The following is a 16,089-nucleotide window of genomic DNA, read 5'->3' as shown; positions in this document are numbered from 1 at the left end:
CGGATCATCCGGTCCGTACGGAACACCGCCAACCCTCTCTGGATACACACCGAAGGAGCGCCTGACATGGCCGCCACTCAGGAAGAGATCGTCGAAGGTCTCGCCGAGATCGTGAACGAGATCGCCGGGATCCCCACCGAGGACGTCCAGCTGGACAAGTCCTTCACCGACGACCTGGACGTCGACTCGCTGTCCATGGTCGAGGTCGTCGTCGCCGCCGAAGAGCGCTTCGACGTCAAGATCCCGGACGACGACGTCAAGAACCTCAAGACCGTCGGCGACGCGACCGACTACATCCTCAAGCACCAGGCCTGATCCTGCGATCGGGCCCGGTTCGCCCGGCCCGGTCCATCGATCAGTCCGTTGCCCCGCCACCCGGCGGTGGCGCCGCTGAATCCTCGTATTTGGAGAAAGAATTCCCGTGAGCTCGACCAATCGCACCGTGGTCGTCACCGGTATCGGCGCAACCACACCGCTGGGTGGCGACGCAGCCTCTACCTGGGAGGGCCTGATCGCCGGCAAGTCCGGTGTCCGCCCCCTGGAGCAGGACTGGGCCGCCGACCAGGCGGTCCGTATCGCGGCGCAGATCGCCGTGGAGCCGGGCGAGGTCATCCCCCGCCCGCAGGCCCGCCGTCTCGACCGCTCGGCGCAGTTCGCCCTGATCGCCGCCAAGGAAGCCTGGGCCGACGCCGGGTTCACCGACAGGGCCGGCGACGACCCCTCCGTCGACCCGGACCGGCTCGGCACCGTCATCGCCTCCGGCATCGGTGGCGTGACGACCCTGCTCGACCAGTACGACGTGCTGAAGGAGAAGGGCGTCCGCCGCGTCTCCCCGCACACCGTCCCCATGCTCATGCCGAACGGCCCGTCCGCCAACGTGGGCCTGCTCGTCGGCGCCCGCGCCGGCGTGCACACCCCGGTCTCCGCCTGCGCCTCGGGCGCCGAGGCCATCGGCTACGCCATCGAGATGATCCGCACCGGGCGCGCCGACGTCGTCGTCGCCGGTGGTACGGAGGCGGCGATCCACCCGCTGCCCATCGCCGCGTTCGGCAACATGATGGCGATGTCCAAGAACAACGACGACCCGCAGGGCGCCTCGCGCCCCTACGACGTCGCCCGTGACGGCTTCGTCCTCGGTGAGGGCGCCGGTGTCCTCGTCCTGGAGTCCGCCGAGCACGCCGCGGCGCGCGGGGCCCGGGTGTACGCGGAGGCGGTCGGCCAGGGCATCTCCGCCGACGGCCACGACATCGTGCAGCCGGAGCCGGAGGGGCGTGGCATCTCCCACGCCCTGCAGAACCTGCTCGACAACACCGACCTGGACCCGGCCGAGATCGTGCACGTGAACGCGCACGCGACGTCGACGCCCGCCGGTGACGTGGCCGAACTGAAGGCGCTGCGCAAGGTCTTCGGTGACGACGCGGACCACATGGCGGTCTCGGCGACGAAGTCGATGACCGGTCATCTCCTCGGTGGCGCGGGTGGTGTGGAGTCGGTGGCGTCGGTGCTGGCGCTGTACAACCGGATCGCTCCGCCGACCATCAACGTCGAAAACCTCGACCCCGAGGCCGAGGCGAACGCCGACATCGTGCGCGGGGAGGCTCGCAAGCTGCCCGTCGAGGGCCGTATCGCCGCCCTGAACGACTCGTTCGGGTTCGGTGGACACAACGTGGTGCTGGCGTTCCGTACGGTCTGAATTAGGCCGTAGTTGTACTGAACGGGGTGTGGCCCCGGGCTCCTTCTGGAGTCCGGGGCCACATCTGTTGTTCGTCGAGTGCGGGTGCGTGGGGGCTGGTCGCGCAGTTCCCCGCGCCCCTAAAAGCTTCCCCTCACGCCCGTTTGTCAGGTCAGACCACCTGGTGGAGCCAGCGGACCGGGGCTCCCTCGCCCGCGTAGCGGAAGGGTTCCAGCTCGTCGTCCCAGGGCTTGCCCAGGAGTTTGGCGAGGTCGGACTCCAGGTCGCTCTCGCCGCGCTGGGAGCGCAGGAGGGCGGCGCGCAGACGGTCCTCGGGGATCAGGATGTCGCCGTGGATTCCGGTGACGGCGTGGAAGATGCCCAGTTCGGGGGTGCAGCTGTAGCGCTCGCCCTCGGCGGTGGGGCAGGGCTCGGCGGTGACCTCGAAGCGCAGCATCTGCCAGCCGCGCAGCGCGGAGGCCAGCTTGGAGGCGGTGCCCACCTCACCCTTCCAGGAGAACTCGGATCTCCAGGTGCCCGGCGCGGCGGGCTGCCGGATCCAGTCGAGGTTGACGCGGGTACCGAGCACGCCCGCGACCGCCCACTCGACGTGCGGGCACAGCGCACGGGGCGCGGAGTGCACGTAGAGAACTCCACGTGTCGTCACTGGGGCCTCCGGACAGAGCGAGACATCTTGTAACTTAGCGGCACGGCAGTGGCAGGGCGGCCACGTGGCGAGGCTACCGTGCGGCGGCGCAAGGAGTGTGACGTACCGTCGGTCCCAGCGCCCAGAAACATTGAGGTTTCACCCAAGGGGACGCGGTGCGACCGGTTGTGTACCGCGGGGTGTAGGCCGACCGGGGCGGACGGATGCCGAGCGATCGTGCTCAACCAACGAGGGGACCAGGGGATGCGTCACAGGAGTCACCGTTCGCGGGTCGTCCTCTCCGTCGCGTCGGCGGCTCTCCTGGGCGTCGCCGTCGCCGGCTGCGACGCCGTCGGTGACAACTCCCCGGCCCCCCAGGACACGACGGCCAAGGCGCTCCCGAAACCGACGCCCACCTGGAACCGCAGCCCGAAGTCGGTGGCCGCCGTCGGGGACTCCATCACGCGCGGCTTCGACGCGTGCACCGTGCTGTCCGACTGTCCGGAGGTGTCCTGGGCGACCGGCAGCGACACGAAGGTCAAGAGCCTCGCCGTACGGCTGCTCGGGCGGACCGGGGCCGCCGAGCGCAGCTGGAACTACGCGGTGACCGGCGCCCGGATGGCGGATCTCCCCGATCAGATGGCACAGGCCGTCACGAACAAGCCGGAGCTGGTGACCGTGATGGCGGGCGCGAACGACGCCTGCCGCTCGTCGGTGTCGGCGATGACCTCCGTCGCCGACTTCCGTGCCGAGTTCGAGGACGCCATGGACACGCTGCGCGGTGCGCTGCCCAAGACCCAGGTGTACGTGTCGAGCGTGCCGGATCTGAAGCGGCTGTGGTCCGAGGGGCGGAGCAACCCACTGGGCAAGCAGATCTGGAAGCTGGGCATCTGCCCCTCGATGCTGAGCGACGCGGACTCACTGACCACGGCGGCGATGCGGCGGCGCACGGCGGTGCAGGACCGGGTGGAGGCGTACAACCAGGTCCTGAAGGACGTGTGCGCCAAGGACCTGCACTGCCGCTTCGACGGGGGCGCGGTCTTCGACTACCGCTTCGGCACGGACCAGCTGAGCCACTGGGACTGGTTCCACCCGAGCAAGGACGGGCAGGCGCGGCTCGCGGAGATGGCCTATCGGGTGGTGACGGCGACGAAGCCGGTGAGCTAGGACCTGCCCGGCGGATCCTTGGCCTAGGCTTTCGATCATGCACAGCGAATTCTTCGGCACTCTTCCCGACGGCAGCTCGGTCCACCGCTGGACGCTGGAGCGCGCCGGGGTGCGGGCGCGGATCCTGCCGTACGGCGGGATCGTCCAGTCGGTCGAGGTCCCCGACCGGGACGGGGTGCGCGCGGACGTGGTGCTGGGGTTCTCCGACCTCGAGGGCTATCTGACACACACGGGGCCGTACCTCGGGGCGCTGGTCGGGCGGTACGCGAACCGGATCGCCGGCGGCCGCTTCGTCCTCGACGGTCTCACCTACCATCTGGCGCAGAACAACCCGCCCAACTCCCTGCACGGCGGGGAGCGCGGCTTCGACAAGCGGGTGTGGGACGTGGAGCCGGTCGAACACGGACTGCGCCTCACCCGGGTCTCCCCGCACGGCGAGGAGGGCTTCCCGGGCCGTCTGGAGGTCTCGGCGACGTACACGCTGGACGAGTCCGGTGCGCTGCGGATCGCGTACGAGGCGGTCACGGACGCGCCGACCGTGGTGAACCTGACGAACCACACCTACTGGAACCTGGCCGGTACGGGCAACGCGGGTGGGCACGAACTCCGTCTGGACGCCTCACGGTTGACGCCGGTGGACGCCGATCTGATCCCCACCGGGGCACTGGACCCCGTGGACGGGACGCGGTTCGACTTCCGTACGGCGCGGAAGGTCGGCGCCGGCTACGACCACAACTTCGTGCTCGACAAGGGGCTCACCCAGAGCCCGGTCGAGGTCGCCGAGCTGCACGACCCGTCCTCCGGGCGGACGCTGACCGTCGCGACCACCGAGCCCGGGCTCCAGCTGTACACCGCGGACCACCTGAGCGACCCCTTCGCTCCCGGCGACGGCATCGCGCTGGAGACCCAGCACTTCCCCGACTCCCCCAACCGGCCGGAGTTCCCGAGCACGGAACTGCGGCCGGGCGAGGTGTACCGGTCGCAGACCGTGTACGGGTTCGGCGTACGGGGCTAGGGCCCCTCCGGAGGGCTGGAGACGACGAACCCCGATCCGGATGTCAGGTTCCGGACCGGGGCTGTCTGGGGTGGTGGACTCGTCCCACGTCAGACGTTAACCGTCGCCGCGACCCGACGGTCGATGATCGAGCGACTGGCCGCAACCTCGTACGAACCCTTCACAAACACCCAGGTGCCGGTGGTCTCGTCCCAGATCTCGAAGGCCCGGCGCGGGATCTCGAGGACGACGTCGACGCTGTCGCCGGGGCCCGCCTCGACGCCCGCGAAGGCGGCGAGCCATCGGGCCGGGCGCCCGGGGTCGGCCTCGACGGGCGCCAGATACACCTGGACGACCTCGCGCCCGGCACGCGCACCGGAATTGCGGACACGGACCGTGGCCGTGGTGACGGCACCGCCGGCGCCGCGGCCGAGCTCGATCGACTCGTACGTCCAGTCGGTGTAGCCGAGGCCGTGTCCGAAGGCGTACGAGGGCGTCCTGCCCTCCTTCGCCCAGGCGCGGTAGCCGATGAACACGTCCTCGGTGTAGGGGAGCTCGCCGTCGGCCGGGACCACCTGGGTGACCGGGGCGGCCGTGAGGGAGCCCCAGGTGGTGGGCAGGCGGCCGCCGGGCTCGTGGGCGCCCGTGAGGACGTCGGCGAGGGCCGCGCCGCCCTCCTGGCCGGGGAACCAGCCGAGCAGGACGGCCGCGACCTCCTCGCGCCACGGCAGCTCCACCGGGGAGCCGGCGTTGACGACCACGACGGTGTTCGGGTTGGCGGCGGCGACGGCGTGCACCAGCTCGTCCTGGCGGCCCGGCAGTCGCAGGTCCCTCCGGTCGAAGCCCTCGGACTCGACGCGTTCGGTGGTGGCGACCACGACGACGGCGGTGTCGGCGGCGCGGGCGGCTTCGACGGCCTCGGCGATGAGTTCGTCGGGGTCGCGGCGCGGGTCCTGGTGGGCGAGCGCGAAACCGATCGTCTTCAGTGGCGCGCCCTCGGGGACCACGATGACATGGCGCAGCGACACCTCGTACGTCTCACCGGCGACGAGGTCCACCCGGGCGCGCTCGACGGGGGCGCCGAAGAACGTCAGGAAGGGGTCGTCCTTCGTGCTGCGCTGGATGCCGTCGAAGTGGACCGTGCCGTCGACGGTGAGCGTGAACGGGCCCAGGCCTTTGATGCCGAGGGTGTGGGTGCCGCTCTCGCGCGGGGTGAAGGTGCCGGTCAGTTCGACGCTGTGGAGGGTGGCGTGGGTGACGCCCTCGGGGAGGTCGTTGCCCATCCACTGGATCTGCCCGTTGGGTGCCGAGCCGGTGCCGATGACCGTGCCGGACCGGTCGCGGCAGACGGCGCGCAGGGTGAACCCCCTGTCTGCGATGGGGAGTTCCTCGTTCGGGTCGGCGCCGACGGCGTACGTCAGGCTGCCCTCGGGGAGGGCGGCGGTGAGGCCGTCGAGGGGCGTGACGACCCGGGACGGGAAGACGGTGGCGGAGCCGCCGCCCAGGACGCGGGCGTCGCGGGCGGCGGCTCCGATCAGAGCGACCTTGTGCCCTTCTCCGAGCGGCAGAGCCCCCTGGTTGCGCACGAGGACGAAGGAACGGCGGGCGATCTCGCGGGCCAGGGCCTCGCCGTCCACGGTCGCGGGCAGCTCGGTGACGACCGGCTCGGCGCCCTCCAGGACGCCGACGCGGGCGGCGAGCCGCAGGACGTTGCGGACGGCCCGGTCGACCTTCGCCTGCTCGACCTCGCCCGCGCGGACGGCGGCGGCGAGCGCCTCCCCGTACACGGTCCGGGGGCCGGGCATGGCGACGTCGAGGCCGCCCTCGATGGCGCCGGCCGTGGCGCGGGCGGCGGTCCAGTCGGAGACGTTGAAGCCGTCGAAGCCCCACTCGCCGCGCAGGATCTCGTTCACGAGGTGGTGGTGCTCGGTCATCGTGGTGCCGTTGACCGTGTTGTAGGCAGTCATGATGCCCCAGGGGTGGGCATGGGCGACGATGGCCTCGAAGGGGGCCAGGTAGAGCTCGCGCAGGGCGCGTTCGGAGAGCAGGTTGTTGACCGTGAAGCGGTCGGTCTCGGCGTCGTTGGCGACGAAGTGCTTGACGGTGGTGCCGACGCCGCCCGACTGGACGCCCTGGACATAGCCGGAGCCGATCTCGCCGGTCAGATACGGGTCCTCGCTGTACGCCTCGAAGTGGCGGCCGCCGAGCGGGGAGCGGTGCAGGTTGACGGTGGGCGCCAGGAGGACGTGCACGTGTTTGCGGCGGGCTTCCTGGGCGAGCAGGATCCCGGCCCGGCGGGCGAGGGCCGGGTCCCAGGTGGCGGCGAGCGCGGTCGGTGAGGGGAGCGCGATGGACGGGTCGTCGGCGGTCCAGTGGACACCGCGTACGCCGATCGGGCCGTCGGACATGACGAGGGACTCGAGGCCGATCTCGGGCAGCGCGGGCAGCGACCACATGTCCTGCCCGGCGAGCAGCCTCGTCTTCGCGTCCAGGTCCAGCTTGCCGAGGGCTGCCTCGACGACCGCCTCGCGGGCCTCGTCGGCCGGTGTGCGCGTTCCCGCCATCTCGGTGCCTCCTCGCTGAAGTCCGTGGACGCCTCCATCCTGCCTCGGTCTCCGGCAAAGGAATCGGAACCGCACCCATCAATTGCGCGCCTCCGGTCAGCCGTTGGCGAGCCCCGGCGCCGAGGGCGGGTTGTCGAGCGTGATCTGCGGGGGAAGCCCTCTCAGGCGGAGCGGCGGATGTGTTCGACGGCCATCGCGATGTCGGCGTCGGCGACGGCCGGATCGGCGGCGGCACGCTTGAAGTGGTCCAACACCGCGTCCAGTACGGGGAGTTCGGCGACCTTCGTGGCGAGGGCGACGTCCTTGGCGGCGAGCGCGGTGGCGAAGTGCACGTCCTCGGCGAAGGCGCGGCCGACGGCGCCGCCGAGCGGGCCGCTCGCGAGCGCGGCGCGCGCGACGCTCTCCTCGATGCCGAGCTTGTCCGCGAGGGCCATGGACTCCGCGACGAGGGCGACCCCGCCGAGCACGGCCGTGTTGACGACGAGCTTGAGCGCGGCGCCGGAGCCCACCGGGCCGGTCCGGGTGACGGTGCCGAGATGGACGAGCACGTGCCCGACGCCCGTCACCTCGCCGCCCGCGAGGATGCCGAGCTGCCCGGCGGCCGCCTTGTCCGTGCTGCCCGCCACGGGCGCGTCGACGAACGTCACGCCCTGCCCGAGCCGGGCGGCCAGTTCCTTGACCACGTCGGGGCCGACGGTCGACATCTCCACCCAGGTGGTGCCCCGGCGCAGCTCCGGCGCGATGGCGCCCGCGACCGCGTCGAGCGCGACCGGGTTGGCGAGCATCGTGATCACCACGTCCGCGTCCCGTACGGCCTCGGCCGGGGACGCGGCGAGAGTGGCGCCCTCCGCGACGAGCGGCTCGGCCTTCTCTGCGGTGCGGTTCCAGACGGTCAGCGGGAACCCCGCGGCGAGGAGTCGGCGCGCCATCGCGGCGCCCATGTGCCCGAGGCCGAGGAATGCGATCTTTTCCATACCTTCAACGCTAGGGCCTGTCCGGCCGATCATGCCCTAGGCGGGCCCGCGTGATGCGACAAGCGAATGTCTGACATGGCTCTCATGCCCAACCCACATGTCGTGGCCGAGTGGACGGCCAGGCAGGGGTAAGAGGCAGCGCCCCACGTGCCCACCTGCCCACCTGAGCAACACCTCATGGCGTAGGTCCCCTCCGTCGCGCGATACTGCCGCCGTCCGGCAGCTCCCCACGGCAACGGAAGGCATGAACTCCCTTGACCTACATACGCGTTCGGCTCGGTGCAGGCGTACTCGGACTGGCTCTGGTGGGCGGCCTGGCCGCGGCGCCCACCGCGTCGGCGACAGCGACGGCGCCCGCCACCGTCGAGGAACAGCGCCTCGACCAGGCCGCTCCCCAGGAGATCCTGCGGCGCTCCGGATTCGACACGGTGGCCCCCGGGTTCGCGCGGGCGCTGGAGCGGGCGGGCTCGTTCGGGCAGGCCGAGCGTGTCGTCGTACGGCAGGGGGCGCGGCTGTGGCAACGGGCCGTCGACCGGGCGCAGGGGCGGGGCCCGGCGGGCGGCGACCTGAGTCGCGACGACGACCGGCCGCTGTACTGGGCACGCCTTGGCATGACGCGCGAGGTGCGGCAGTGGCAGCCGGAGTTCGGCCTCACGGACGTACAACGCACCCGACTGCTGGCCGAGTTGGAGGAGAACTCGCGCGGCGAGAACACCATCCGCTATCCACGCGCCAAGGGCGTGAAGCGGATCCTGCTCACCGGGTTCGACCCGTTCACGCTGGACCGGGACGTCCGGATCTCCAACCCGTCCGGAGCCACCGCCCTCGCCCTCGACGGCACGACGATCCAGACCGCGGACGGCCCGGCGCGCATCGAGACCGCCGTGTTCCCGGTCCGCTGGCAGGACTTCGCTGGGGGCACGGTGGAGCGCACGCTGCGGCGCCAGCTCCCGCGCGTGGACCTGTTCACCACGGTGAGCCAGGGCCGCGTCGGCCGCTTCGACGTGGAGCGGACCAACGGGGCCTGGCGGGGCGGCTTCCCGGACAACGAGAACGTCTCCCGCACCGAGACGATCCCTGTGACCGACCCGGCCTCGCAGCCGCAATGGACGTCGACGACGCTCCCGTACGCGCGGATCGTGGCCGCGGCCACAGGCCGCTTCCCCGTGTACGACCACACCTCGGTGACCGAGATCCCGGCGGGAGGCACCGACGCGGTCGTACGCCCGGACGGCCCGACCCCGGGCTCGACGGCCCGCGCCGGGGGCGGCGGCGACTACCTCTCCAACGAGATCGCCTACCGCGCCACGCTGCTGCGTGACCGCCTCGGCCTGCACGACAGCCTGCCCGGCGGGCATGTCCACACGCCCGTACTGCAGTTCGGCACCGGCAACACGGACCCGGCGACGGGGACGGTCACCGACCCCGAGTTCGTTCGGAACCGGCTGGACATCATCGCCCAGGTGCGGGCGATCGTGACGGTGGCCGCGGACGCGAGCACGTCGGTCGTCAGTGGGACGGGGCGAACGCGGGGGTGATGCCGGTCACGCGGTGGCGTGCTGTTCGTGGTTGCCGTGGTTGTCGTCCGGCTCTTCCGTTTCCTCGTCCAGCAGGTCGCGGGCCATCAGCGTGGCGCCCGCCACCGCGCCCGGCATCAGGAAGACGGCGACGAACGGGACCAGGAAGGCGAGGCCCAGCGGGGTGCCGAAGCCCCAGACCAGCATCTTGCGGGAGCGGAGCAGGGCGAGGCGGTCGCGGAGCTCGACGCCCCGGCGCTGGAGGGCGACCGCGGCCAGTTCCTCCGTGAGGAAGAAGCCGGTGACGAAGAAGCCGATCACGGGGACGACGGTCTGGCCGATGAACGGGACGAAGCCGAGGGCGAAGAGGAGGACGCCCCAGACCGCGGCCCGCACGAGGATACGGAGGCTGTCTCGCGCGGAGATCCACAGCTCGCGCCAGAGCGGGAGGCCCGACTCCGGGGCCGTGCCGTCCGGGGAGACGTCCCTGTCGACCTTCTCCGAGAGGGACTCGTAGAAGGGCTGGCCGATGAGGAGGGTGACCGCGGTGAAGGTGAGGACGGCGAGGAGGAGGGCGAGGGCGAACAGTACGGCGGTGAGGAAGCCGCGGAAGAGGCCCAGCCAGGGGCTGGACCAGTCGTCGGCGAAGGGGGTGGACCAGGTGACGAAGTCCTCGCCGTAGAGGGCGAGGGTGACGAGTGCTGCCGCGTACAGAACGAGGGTGATCAGGCCCGGCAACAGTCCGAAACTGTACTGTTTTCCGTGCCGTGCCACCCATCGCTGGCCCTGTATGAGGTAGTTGAACCCCGCCCCCAGATCACGCATGTGCCGAACTTTACCCGGGCTTTGACTCGCCCCCGCCGCCCCTACCCGTCCCATCCCCGGGGGCTCCGCCCCCGGCCCCCCGCATCGGCCTGAACGGCCTCGTCCTCAAACGCCGGACGGGCTGAAGATGCGGGGCAAAGCCCCCGCTCCAGGGGCGCGGGGCCGTCACATATGCGGCTCCGCCGCGTGGGCGCGACCAGCCCCCACCGGCCGTCACGCTGGAGTCACCCCCACCACAACGCCCCGTTCCGCCCTCCTTCGGCCCGTCGGCGATGCCCCATCCGTGGCATCCATGGCGCCCGGGGGAGCCACTGTGGCTCCAAGGCCCTCTTGTTGCGGAAGAGTCGAACAGGTACACCTCGCCCTACCGACGTGTGCCCTACCGACGTGTGCCCTACCGACCTGTACCGATCTCAGGCCCCCCACCGGAGGTACGACGCGTGCGCCTACCGAGACCTGTCCTGATCGCCACTGTCATCGCCACCGCGACCGGATCGCTTCTCCTCGCCCCGCACAGCGCCACCGCGGACCGCGAAACCCCGGTCCGTGAAGGAGCGGGCCGTGCAGGGGCGGACCATCCGCAGGGTGCTGCCAAGGGCCCGGCGAACGCTGCCCGCAACGCCCTCACCAGCCCCGTCATCGACCTGTCCGACTCCCGCCTCGCCTCCGCCCGCCAGGGGTACCCGCGTGAGCAGGTCCTCTCCCCCGACCCGGAGAACCCGGCGGACAAGTCCATCAAGCTGGGGCTCACCCCGTACCACGCCATCGCTCCGAAGCTGAACGTCCTCCAGCGGCTCGGCGACCGCGTCAGCGTGGAGGTCGCGGGCCGCTCGGCCGGCGGTCACCGGCTCTACCTGGTCACCGTGACCGCCCCGGAGTCCGCCGGCCAGGCCCTCGCCCAGGAGCGGATGCGCGAGCTCATCGAGAACGCGCCGGGGGCCGCGGCGAAGGACCCGGCCGTCAAGGCGACGTACAAGACGCCGGTCTTCTTCAACAACAACATCCACGGCGACGAGTGGGAGGGCACCGACGCCGCCCTCGATCTCATCGAGCGGCTCGCGAGCGCGAAGGACGCCCGGACGGCCGACCTCCTCGCCCACAACCGTCTCTACTTCAACATCACGGCGAACCCGGACGGCCGTATCGCGGGCACCCGCGCCAACGCCAACGGCTTCGATCTGAACCGGGACTTCATCACCGCCTCGCAGCCCGAGGCGCGCGCGATCCGCCAGATCGCCATCGACAAGCAGCCGGCCGTGATGCTCGATCTGCACGGGTACGTCAACGGCACCCTGATCGAGCCGACGACGCCGCCGCACGGCGAGAACTACGAGTACGACCTCTTCCTCAAGAACACCTACGCCAACGCCCTCGGCATGGAGGCCGCCGTCAACGGCCTCGGCTACACCCCCGCGAAGGACGGTGTCGAGCCCGCCCAGATCCCCTTCCGCGACCAGCGGGAGGGCTGGGACGACTGGCCTCCGGTCTTCACACCCCAGTACCAGGCGTTCCACGGCGCGGTCGCCGCGCACACCGTGGAGATCCCGCTGACGGTGAACAACTCGGCGTACGACACCCTGCCCGTGGCCGAACTCCGCCGTCGCTCCGCCATCAACGTGGACGTGGCCGGCGCGGCCATGCGCGCGACGCTCACCTACGCGCAGACCCACCGCGCCTCGATCATCGCCGACCAGATCGAGGTCTTCCGGCGGGGCGCGACGGGCGCGGCCCAGGTACCGGTCTCCGCGGACACGGTGCCGGGGGTGCCGGGCATCGGTCCCGAGGACGTCTACACGACCGACTTCCCGCGTGCCTACGTGATCCCGGCGGGCGGCGCCCAGCGTTCGGCCACGGCCGCCGCCCGTCTCGTCGACCACCTGCTGGCGGGCGACGTCCGCGTCACGCGCGCGACGCGCGACTTCCGGCTGGCCGGTCGGTCGTACGCGAAGGGGTCGTACGTCGTCGACCTGCACCAGCCCAAACGTGGTCTGGCCAATGTGATGCTGGCCGACGGGCGGGACATCAGTGACAAGGTGTCGGTGATGTACGACATCTCGGGCTGGAGTCTGGGGCGGTTGTGGGGGGCGACGGTCGTTCCCGTGCGCGCCGGGGAGTTGTCGGCCGCGGCCGCCCTTCGGGTCGAGGCCGCCGCGCACGTCGGGTACGTCGCCCCGCGCGGCGATCTGCGGCTGCGTCTCGACACCCCGCAGGAAATCGCCGCCCTCAACTCCCTTCTGGATCAAGGGGTTTCGGTGCGGCAGCTCGCGGACGGCAGTGTCGTCGTGCCGGGGTCGGCGCGGGCTCGGGCCACCGCTCTCGCCCGTACGCACGACGTGGCCTTCGACGCGACGGAGGTGACCGGGGGTGGCCGGGAAACATCCTTGCACCGCGTGCGCGTCGCCGCGGCCGTCACCTCGGGTGAGCTCTTCGCGCTGCGGGAGATGCACTTCGACGTCGTGCCGGTGTCGACGGCCGTCCTGAACGCGGGCTTCGACTGGTCGTCGGTGGACGTGCTGTTCGTGTCGTCGGGGCTCGACCACGCCCGTTTGGACGAGGGCGCGCGGGCGGCGCTGGACGCCTTCCTCCACACCCACGGTCTCGTCGGCCGCGGGGCCGTCGGAGCGGCGCTCAACTCGGCGGCCGGGCTGCTGGCGGCGCGGCCGGTGGAGGGCAACGGTGACGCCAACGGCGTGGTGCGGGTGGTGAATTCGGGCGGCCCGCTCACCGCGAACACGCCCGATCACGGCTTCGTCTACGCGCCGGTCTGGTTCACCGATCTCGGCCCCGGAGTGCGCGTCGAGCAGGCGTACGCGCCGGGCGATCCGCTTGTTTCCGGCCATTGGCGCCCGCTGGCCGACGGGACCGGCGGGCCGACGGCCGCGGGCGGGCAGGCCGCTGTCGTCAGCGGTCCGCATGCCGTGCTCTTCGGTACGGAGCCGCTCTTCCGTGACCATCCGAAGGGGGAGTTCCCGCAGGTGGGAAGGGCACTGCTGACCGTGTCGTAAGACACCCCCGGCCGTGTCACGAGACAGGGCAAAGGCCGCACCCCACGTCCTAGGGTGCGGCCTCCGTCACGTCCAACGAGCGTCGTCAGACGAGCGTCACGGTGCTGCCGGTCAGAGCTTGACGATCATCTTGCCGACGTTGTCGCCGCGCAGGACGCCGAAGAACGCCTCCAGGTTGTTCTCGATGCCCTCGACGACCGTCTCGGCGTACTTGAGCTCGCCGGAGCGGACCCAGGCGCCGACCTCCTCGACGAACTGCGACTGCAGGTCGTAGTGGTCGCCGACCAGGAAGCCCTCGATGCGGCCGCGGGTCTGGATGAGGCGGGCGAGGTTCTTCGGGCCGGAGACGGGCTCGGTGCTGTTGTAGACGGAGATCGCGCCGCAGATGGCGATGCGGCCGTCCCGGTTGAGCTGGCCGATGGCCGCCTCCAAGTGGTCACCGCCGACGTTGTCGAAGTAGACGTCGACGCCGTCGGGGGCGGCGGCGCGCAGCTGCTCGCTGACCGGGCCGTTCTTGTAGTTGAAGGCGGCGTCGAAGCCGTACTCCTCGACGAGCAGCTTGACCTTCTCGTCGGAGCCGGCGGAGCCGATGACGCGCGAGGCGCCCTTGAGCTTGGCGATCTGGCCGACCTGGCTGCCGACGGCACCGGCGGCGCCGGAGACGAAGACGGAGTCGCCCTCCTTGAAGGAGGCGGTGCGCAGGAGGCCCGCGTAGGCGGTGAGGCCGGTCATACCGAGAACGCCGAGGTACGTCGACAGCGGCGCGGCCTGCGGGTCCACCTTGACGGCCTGCTTGGCGTCCACGACGGCGTACTCGCGCCAGCCGAAGAAGTGCAGGAGGTGGTCGCCGGCCTCGATGCCCTCGGCGTTGGAGGCGACGACCTCACCGACCGCGCCGCCCTGCATGACCTTGCCCAGCTCGAAGGGGGCGACGTAGGACTTGGCGGCGCTCATACGGCCGCGCATGTACGGGTCGACGGACACGTACGCGTTCCGGACGAGGACCTGGCCCTCCCCCGGCTGCGGGACCTCGGCCTCGACCAGGGCGAAGTCCTCGGGCTTCGGCCAGCCGACCGGGCGGCTGACCAGGTGCCATTCGCGATTGACGGCGGGAAGCTGGGTCTCGGTCATGAGGAGGTGCCTTTCCTACGTGCATGCACGGGTACGTGCGACTACGGCTCTAATACTTCAGTACCTGAAACAACCATGCTCCTCAATATTTCATGATGTCAAGCAACGGAGTAGCCTGGAACCCATGGCCACGCGAAGAACACCCCGTATCGACCCACTGACCCTTGAGGTCGTGAACCTCATCGGCACGGTCGTGGCCCGCTACCACGAGGAGTACGAGGACGCTGCCGCCGAGCATGCCCTGACCGGCGCGCAGGCGCGACTTCTGGGCCTGCTCTCGCTGGAGCCACTGCCGATGCGACGGCTCGCCCAGCAGCTGAAGTGTGAGCCTTCGAACGTGACCGGGATCGTGGACCGGCTGGAGGCGCGGGGCCTGGTCGAGCGGCGTCCCGACCCGTCCGACCGCCGGGTGAAGCTGGCCGCGGCGACGGAGGAGGGCCGGCGTGTCGCGCGCTCCCTGCGCGACGCCCTGAACTTCGCCCGCGAGCCCCTGGCGGGCCTCTCCCACGAGGAGCGCCTGTCCCTCCGGGACCTCCTGCAGAGAATGCTCACGCCGTAGTTTTCGGGTGCGGGTGCGTGGGGGTTGCTCGCGCAGTTCCCCGCGCCCCCAAAAACTCGGGGCGAAGCCCCGTCTCAGGGGCGCGGGGAACTGCGCGGCCAGCCCCCACGCACCCGTAGCCGACAAAAGCACCCGCGGGGGTCTGGGGGCGGAGCCCCCGGTTGGGAACCCCTTACGTGCACCACCACAGGAAACGGTTGCACTTCGAAGGCGAGGCCGCCGGCGTCGGCGCGCTCGAGGTCGGCGCGGCCGTCGGCGTGGGGGACGACTTCGGAGGAGTCGAGGACGCCGGGTCGGACGTCGCGGACGGCACCGTACCGGAACCCGTCGTCGCCGACGGCCCCTTCGTGCCCTTGTCCTCGTCGTCCTTGGACTTGTCCCCCTTGGCGGACTTGGAGGCGGACGGCGAAGCCGACGCGTCCGGAGAGGCCGACGCGGTCGACGTACCACCGGACGCACCCCCCTTGCCGGAGATCGGCCGCGCCGTCCCGGCGTCCGAGGTCGCCGACCCGTCCGCCGACTCACCCCCGGCCGCGGCCGGCCTCGGCAGCAGCCCCGGCCCGTCTATGCCGAGCTCCGCGAGGCTCAGCCCGCCCGCCGCCAGCACGAACCCCGCGGCGATGAACAGCACCCGACGCCGCCGACGACGGTGCGCCGCGGCCTTCCGGTCACGCCGGCTCGCCGCACCGGGACCCTCCGAGTCACGGCCCCGGCCCCGGCCACGTCCACGGTTCCGCCGCCGGGCGGCGGCCCGCCCGGACCGCTCCCCCTCACCGTCCCCGTCTTCGTCGTCCCCGTCCTCGTCGTCGTAGTCCTCGTCACCGTCATCGTCAGCGCGGTTGTCGCTCTCATACAACGAGCCGCCACCGGCATCGACCGCCCCCGCGCCCGTTCCGCCACGCATGTCGGTCTTCTCCGCATGCGCGCGGAGCTGTTCGGCTGAGGTGCCGCACCCCGGGCAGGCAAGGGCGCCATTGAGGTGCCGTCGGCACGGGTCGCAGTAGTCCATGACGCCGGAAGACTAAGTTCCTCCTA

General features: G+C 71.3%; 13 protein-coding genes. 7 read left to right on the top strand and 6 right to left on the bottom strand.

What is annotated here, in order from left to right; translation table 11 throughout:
* The first annotated feature begins 66 nt into the window (after positions 1 to 66).
* Positions 67 to 315: an acyl carrier protein gene (locus OG568_RS34225; protein ID WP_028800941.1), complete on the top strand. Its 249-nt coding sequence runs from the start codon at positions 67 to 69 to the stop codon at positions 313 to 315.
* Positions 316 to 421: 106 nt separating this feature from the next.
* Positions 422 to 1,693 carry a beta-ketoacyl-ACP synthase II gene (gene fabF, locus OG568_RS34220; protein ID WP_266414204.1) on the top strand — a complete coding sequence of 424 codons (1,272 nt, stop codon included), beginning with the start codon at positions 422 to 424 and terminating at the stop codon, positions 1,691 to 1,693.
* Between the two features lie 151 nt (positions 1,694 to 1,844).
* Here the strand turns inward: fabF and OG568_RS34215 are convergent, their stop codons facing one another.
* A complete protein-coding gene (locus tag OG568_RS34215) occupies positions 1,845 to 2,339 on the bottom strand; it encodes a DUF3145 domain-containing protein (protein ID WP_067369479.1) in 495 nt (164 codons plus the stop codon).
* A 243-nt stretch (positions 2,340 to 2,582) separates the two neighbouring features.
* On the opposite strand from OG568_RS34215, the gene OG568_RS34210 reads away from it, so the two are divergent.
* Positions 2,583 to 3,485, top strand: coding sequence for an SGNH/GDSL hydrolase family protein (locus tag OG568_RS34210; RefSeq protein WP_329534346.1), 903 nt, complete (start codon positions 2,583 to 2,585; stop codon positions 3,483 to 3,485).
* Positions 3,486 to 3,522: 37 nt separating this feature from the next.
* Positions 3,523 to 4,500, top strand: a complete 978-nt coding sequence (locus tag OG568_RS34205) for an aldose epimerase family protein (RefSeq protein WP_329534345.1) — start codon at positions 3,523 to 3,525, stop codon at positions 4,498 to 4,500.
* Between the two features lie 89 nt (positions 4,501 to 4,589).
* Here the strand turns inward: OG568_RS34205 and OG568_RS34200 are convergent, their stop codons facing one another.
* Both OG568_RS34200 and OG568_RS34195 read right to left on the bottom strand, forming a co-directional pair.
* Positions 4,590 to 7,043 (bottom strand): glycoside hydrolase family 3 protein, encoded by a 2,454-nt coding sequence (locus OG568_RS34200; RefSeq protein WP_329534344.1) that lies wholly within the window; start codon positions 7,041 to 7,043, stop codon positions 4,590 to 4,592.
* A gap of 161 nt (positions 7,044 to 7,204) precedes the next feature.
* Positions 7,205 to 8,017 (bottom strand): NAD(P)-dependent oxidoreductase, encoded by an 813-nt coding sequence (locus OG568_RS34195; RefSeq protein WP_329534343.1) that lies wholly within the window; start codon positions 8,015 to 8,017, stop codon positions 7,205 to 7,207.
* 254 nt (positions 8,018 to 8,271) lie between these two features.
* On the opposite strand from OG568_RS34195, the gene OG568_RS34190 reads away from it, so the two are divergent.
* The gene (locus OG568_RS34190) at positions 8,272 to 9,555 is read left to right on the top strand and encodes a pyroglutamyl peptidase (RefSeq protein ID WP_329534342.1); all 1,284 of its coding nucleotides are present in this window, start codon (positions 8,272 to 8,274) and stop codon (positions 9,553 to 9,555) included.
* 6 nt (positions 9,556 to 9,561) lie between these two features.
* Here OG568_RS34190 and OG568_RS34185 read toward each other — a convergent pair whose 3' ends face one another.
* Positions 9,562 to 10,359, bottom strand: coding sequence for an EI24 domain-containing protein (locus tag OG568_RS34185; protein ID WP_329534341.1), 798 nt, complete (start codon positions 10,357 to 10,359; stop codon positions 9,562 to 9,564).
* Between the two features lie 440 nt (positions 10,360 to 10,799).
* Between OG568_RS34185 and OG568_RS34180 the strand changes: the two genes are divergently transcribed.
* Positions 10,800 to 13,364 (top strand): M14 family zinc carboxypeptidase, encoded by a 2,565-nt coding sequence (locus OG568_RS34180; protein WP_329534340.1) that lies wholly within the window; start codon positions 10,800 to 10,802, stop codon positions 13,362 to 13,364.
* A 111-nt stretch (positions 13,365 to 13,475) separates the two neighbouring features.
* Here the strand turns inward: OG568_RS34180 and OG568_RS34175 are convergent, their stop codons facing one another.
* A complete protein-coding gene (locus OG568_RS34175) occupies positions 13,476 to 14,495 on the bottom strand; it encodes an NADP-dependent oxidoreductase (protein WP_329534339.1) in 1,020 nt (339 codons plus the stop codon).
* Positions 14,496 to 14,619: 124 nt separating this feature from the next.
* Here OG568_RS34175 and OG568_RS34170 point away from each other — a divergent pair, with 124 nt between their 5' ends.
* Positions 14,620 to 15,054: a MarR family winged helix-turn-helix transcriptional regulator gene (locus tag OG568_RS34170; RefSeq protein ID WP_266582321.1), complete on the top strand. Its 435-nt coding sequence runs from the start codon at positions 14,620 to 14,622 to the stop codon at positions 15,052 to 15,054.
* Positions 15,055 to 15,226: 172 nt separating this feature from the next.
* On the opposite strand, the gene OG568_RS34165 is transcribed toward OG568_RS34170, so the two are convergent.
* On the bottom strand, positions 15,227 to 16,063 hold the full coding sequence (locus tag OG568_RS34165; protein WP_329534338.1) for an SCO2400 family protein: 837 nt from the start codon (positions 16,061 to 16,063) through the stop codon (positions 15,227 to 15,229).
* Between the last annotated feature and the right edge of the window lie 26 nt (positions 16,064 to 16,089).

Origin of the sequence: Streptomyces sp. NBC_01450, from assembly GCF_036227505.1 — a bacterium.
In the GTDB taxonomy this organism is placed as follows: domain Bacteria; phylum Actinomycetota; class Actinomycetes; order Streptomycetales; family Streptomycetaceae; genus Streptomyces.
This window is presented reverse-complemented; position numbering and strand designations above follow the sequence as displayed.

Coding starts and splice junctions, on each gene's coding strand:
- OG568_RS34165 (WP_329534338.1), bottom strand. CDS start 16,063: ATGGACTACTGCGACCCGTGCCGACGGCACCTCAATGGCGCCCTTGCC.
- OG568_RS34175 (WP_329534339.1), bottom strand. CDS start 14,495: ATGACCGAGACCCAGCTTCCCGCCGTCAATCGCGAATGGCACCTGGTC.
- OG568_RS34170 (WP_266582321.1), top strand. CDS start 14,620: ATGGCCACGCGAAGAACACCCCGTATCGACCCACTGACCCTTGAGGTC.
- OG568_RS34225 (WP_028800941.1), top strand. CDS start 67: ATGGCCGCCACTCAGGAAGAGATCGTCGAAGGTCTCGCCGAGATCGTG.
- OG568_RS34185 (WP_329534341.1), bottom strand. CDS start 10,359: ATGCGTGATCTGGGGGCGGGGTTCAACTACCTCATACAGGGCCAGCGA.
- OG568_RS34205 (WP_329534345.1), top strand. CDS start 3,523: ATGCACAGCGAATTCTTCGGCACTCTTCCCGACGGCAGCTCGGTCCAC.
- OG568_RS34195 (WP_329534343.1), bottom strand. CDS start 8,017: ATGGAAAAGATCGCATTCCTCGGCCTCGGGCACATGGGCGCCGCGATG.
- OG568_RS34200 (WP_329534344.1), bottom strand. CDS start 7,043: ATGGCGGGAACGCGCACACCGGCCGACGAGGCCCGCGAGGCGGTCGTC.
- OG568_RS34210 (WP_329534346.1), top strand. CDS start 2,583: ATGCGTCACAGGAGTCACCGTTCGCGGGTCGTCCTCTCCGTCGCGTCG.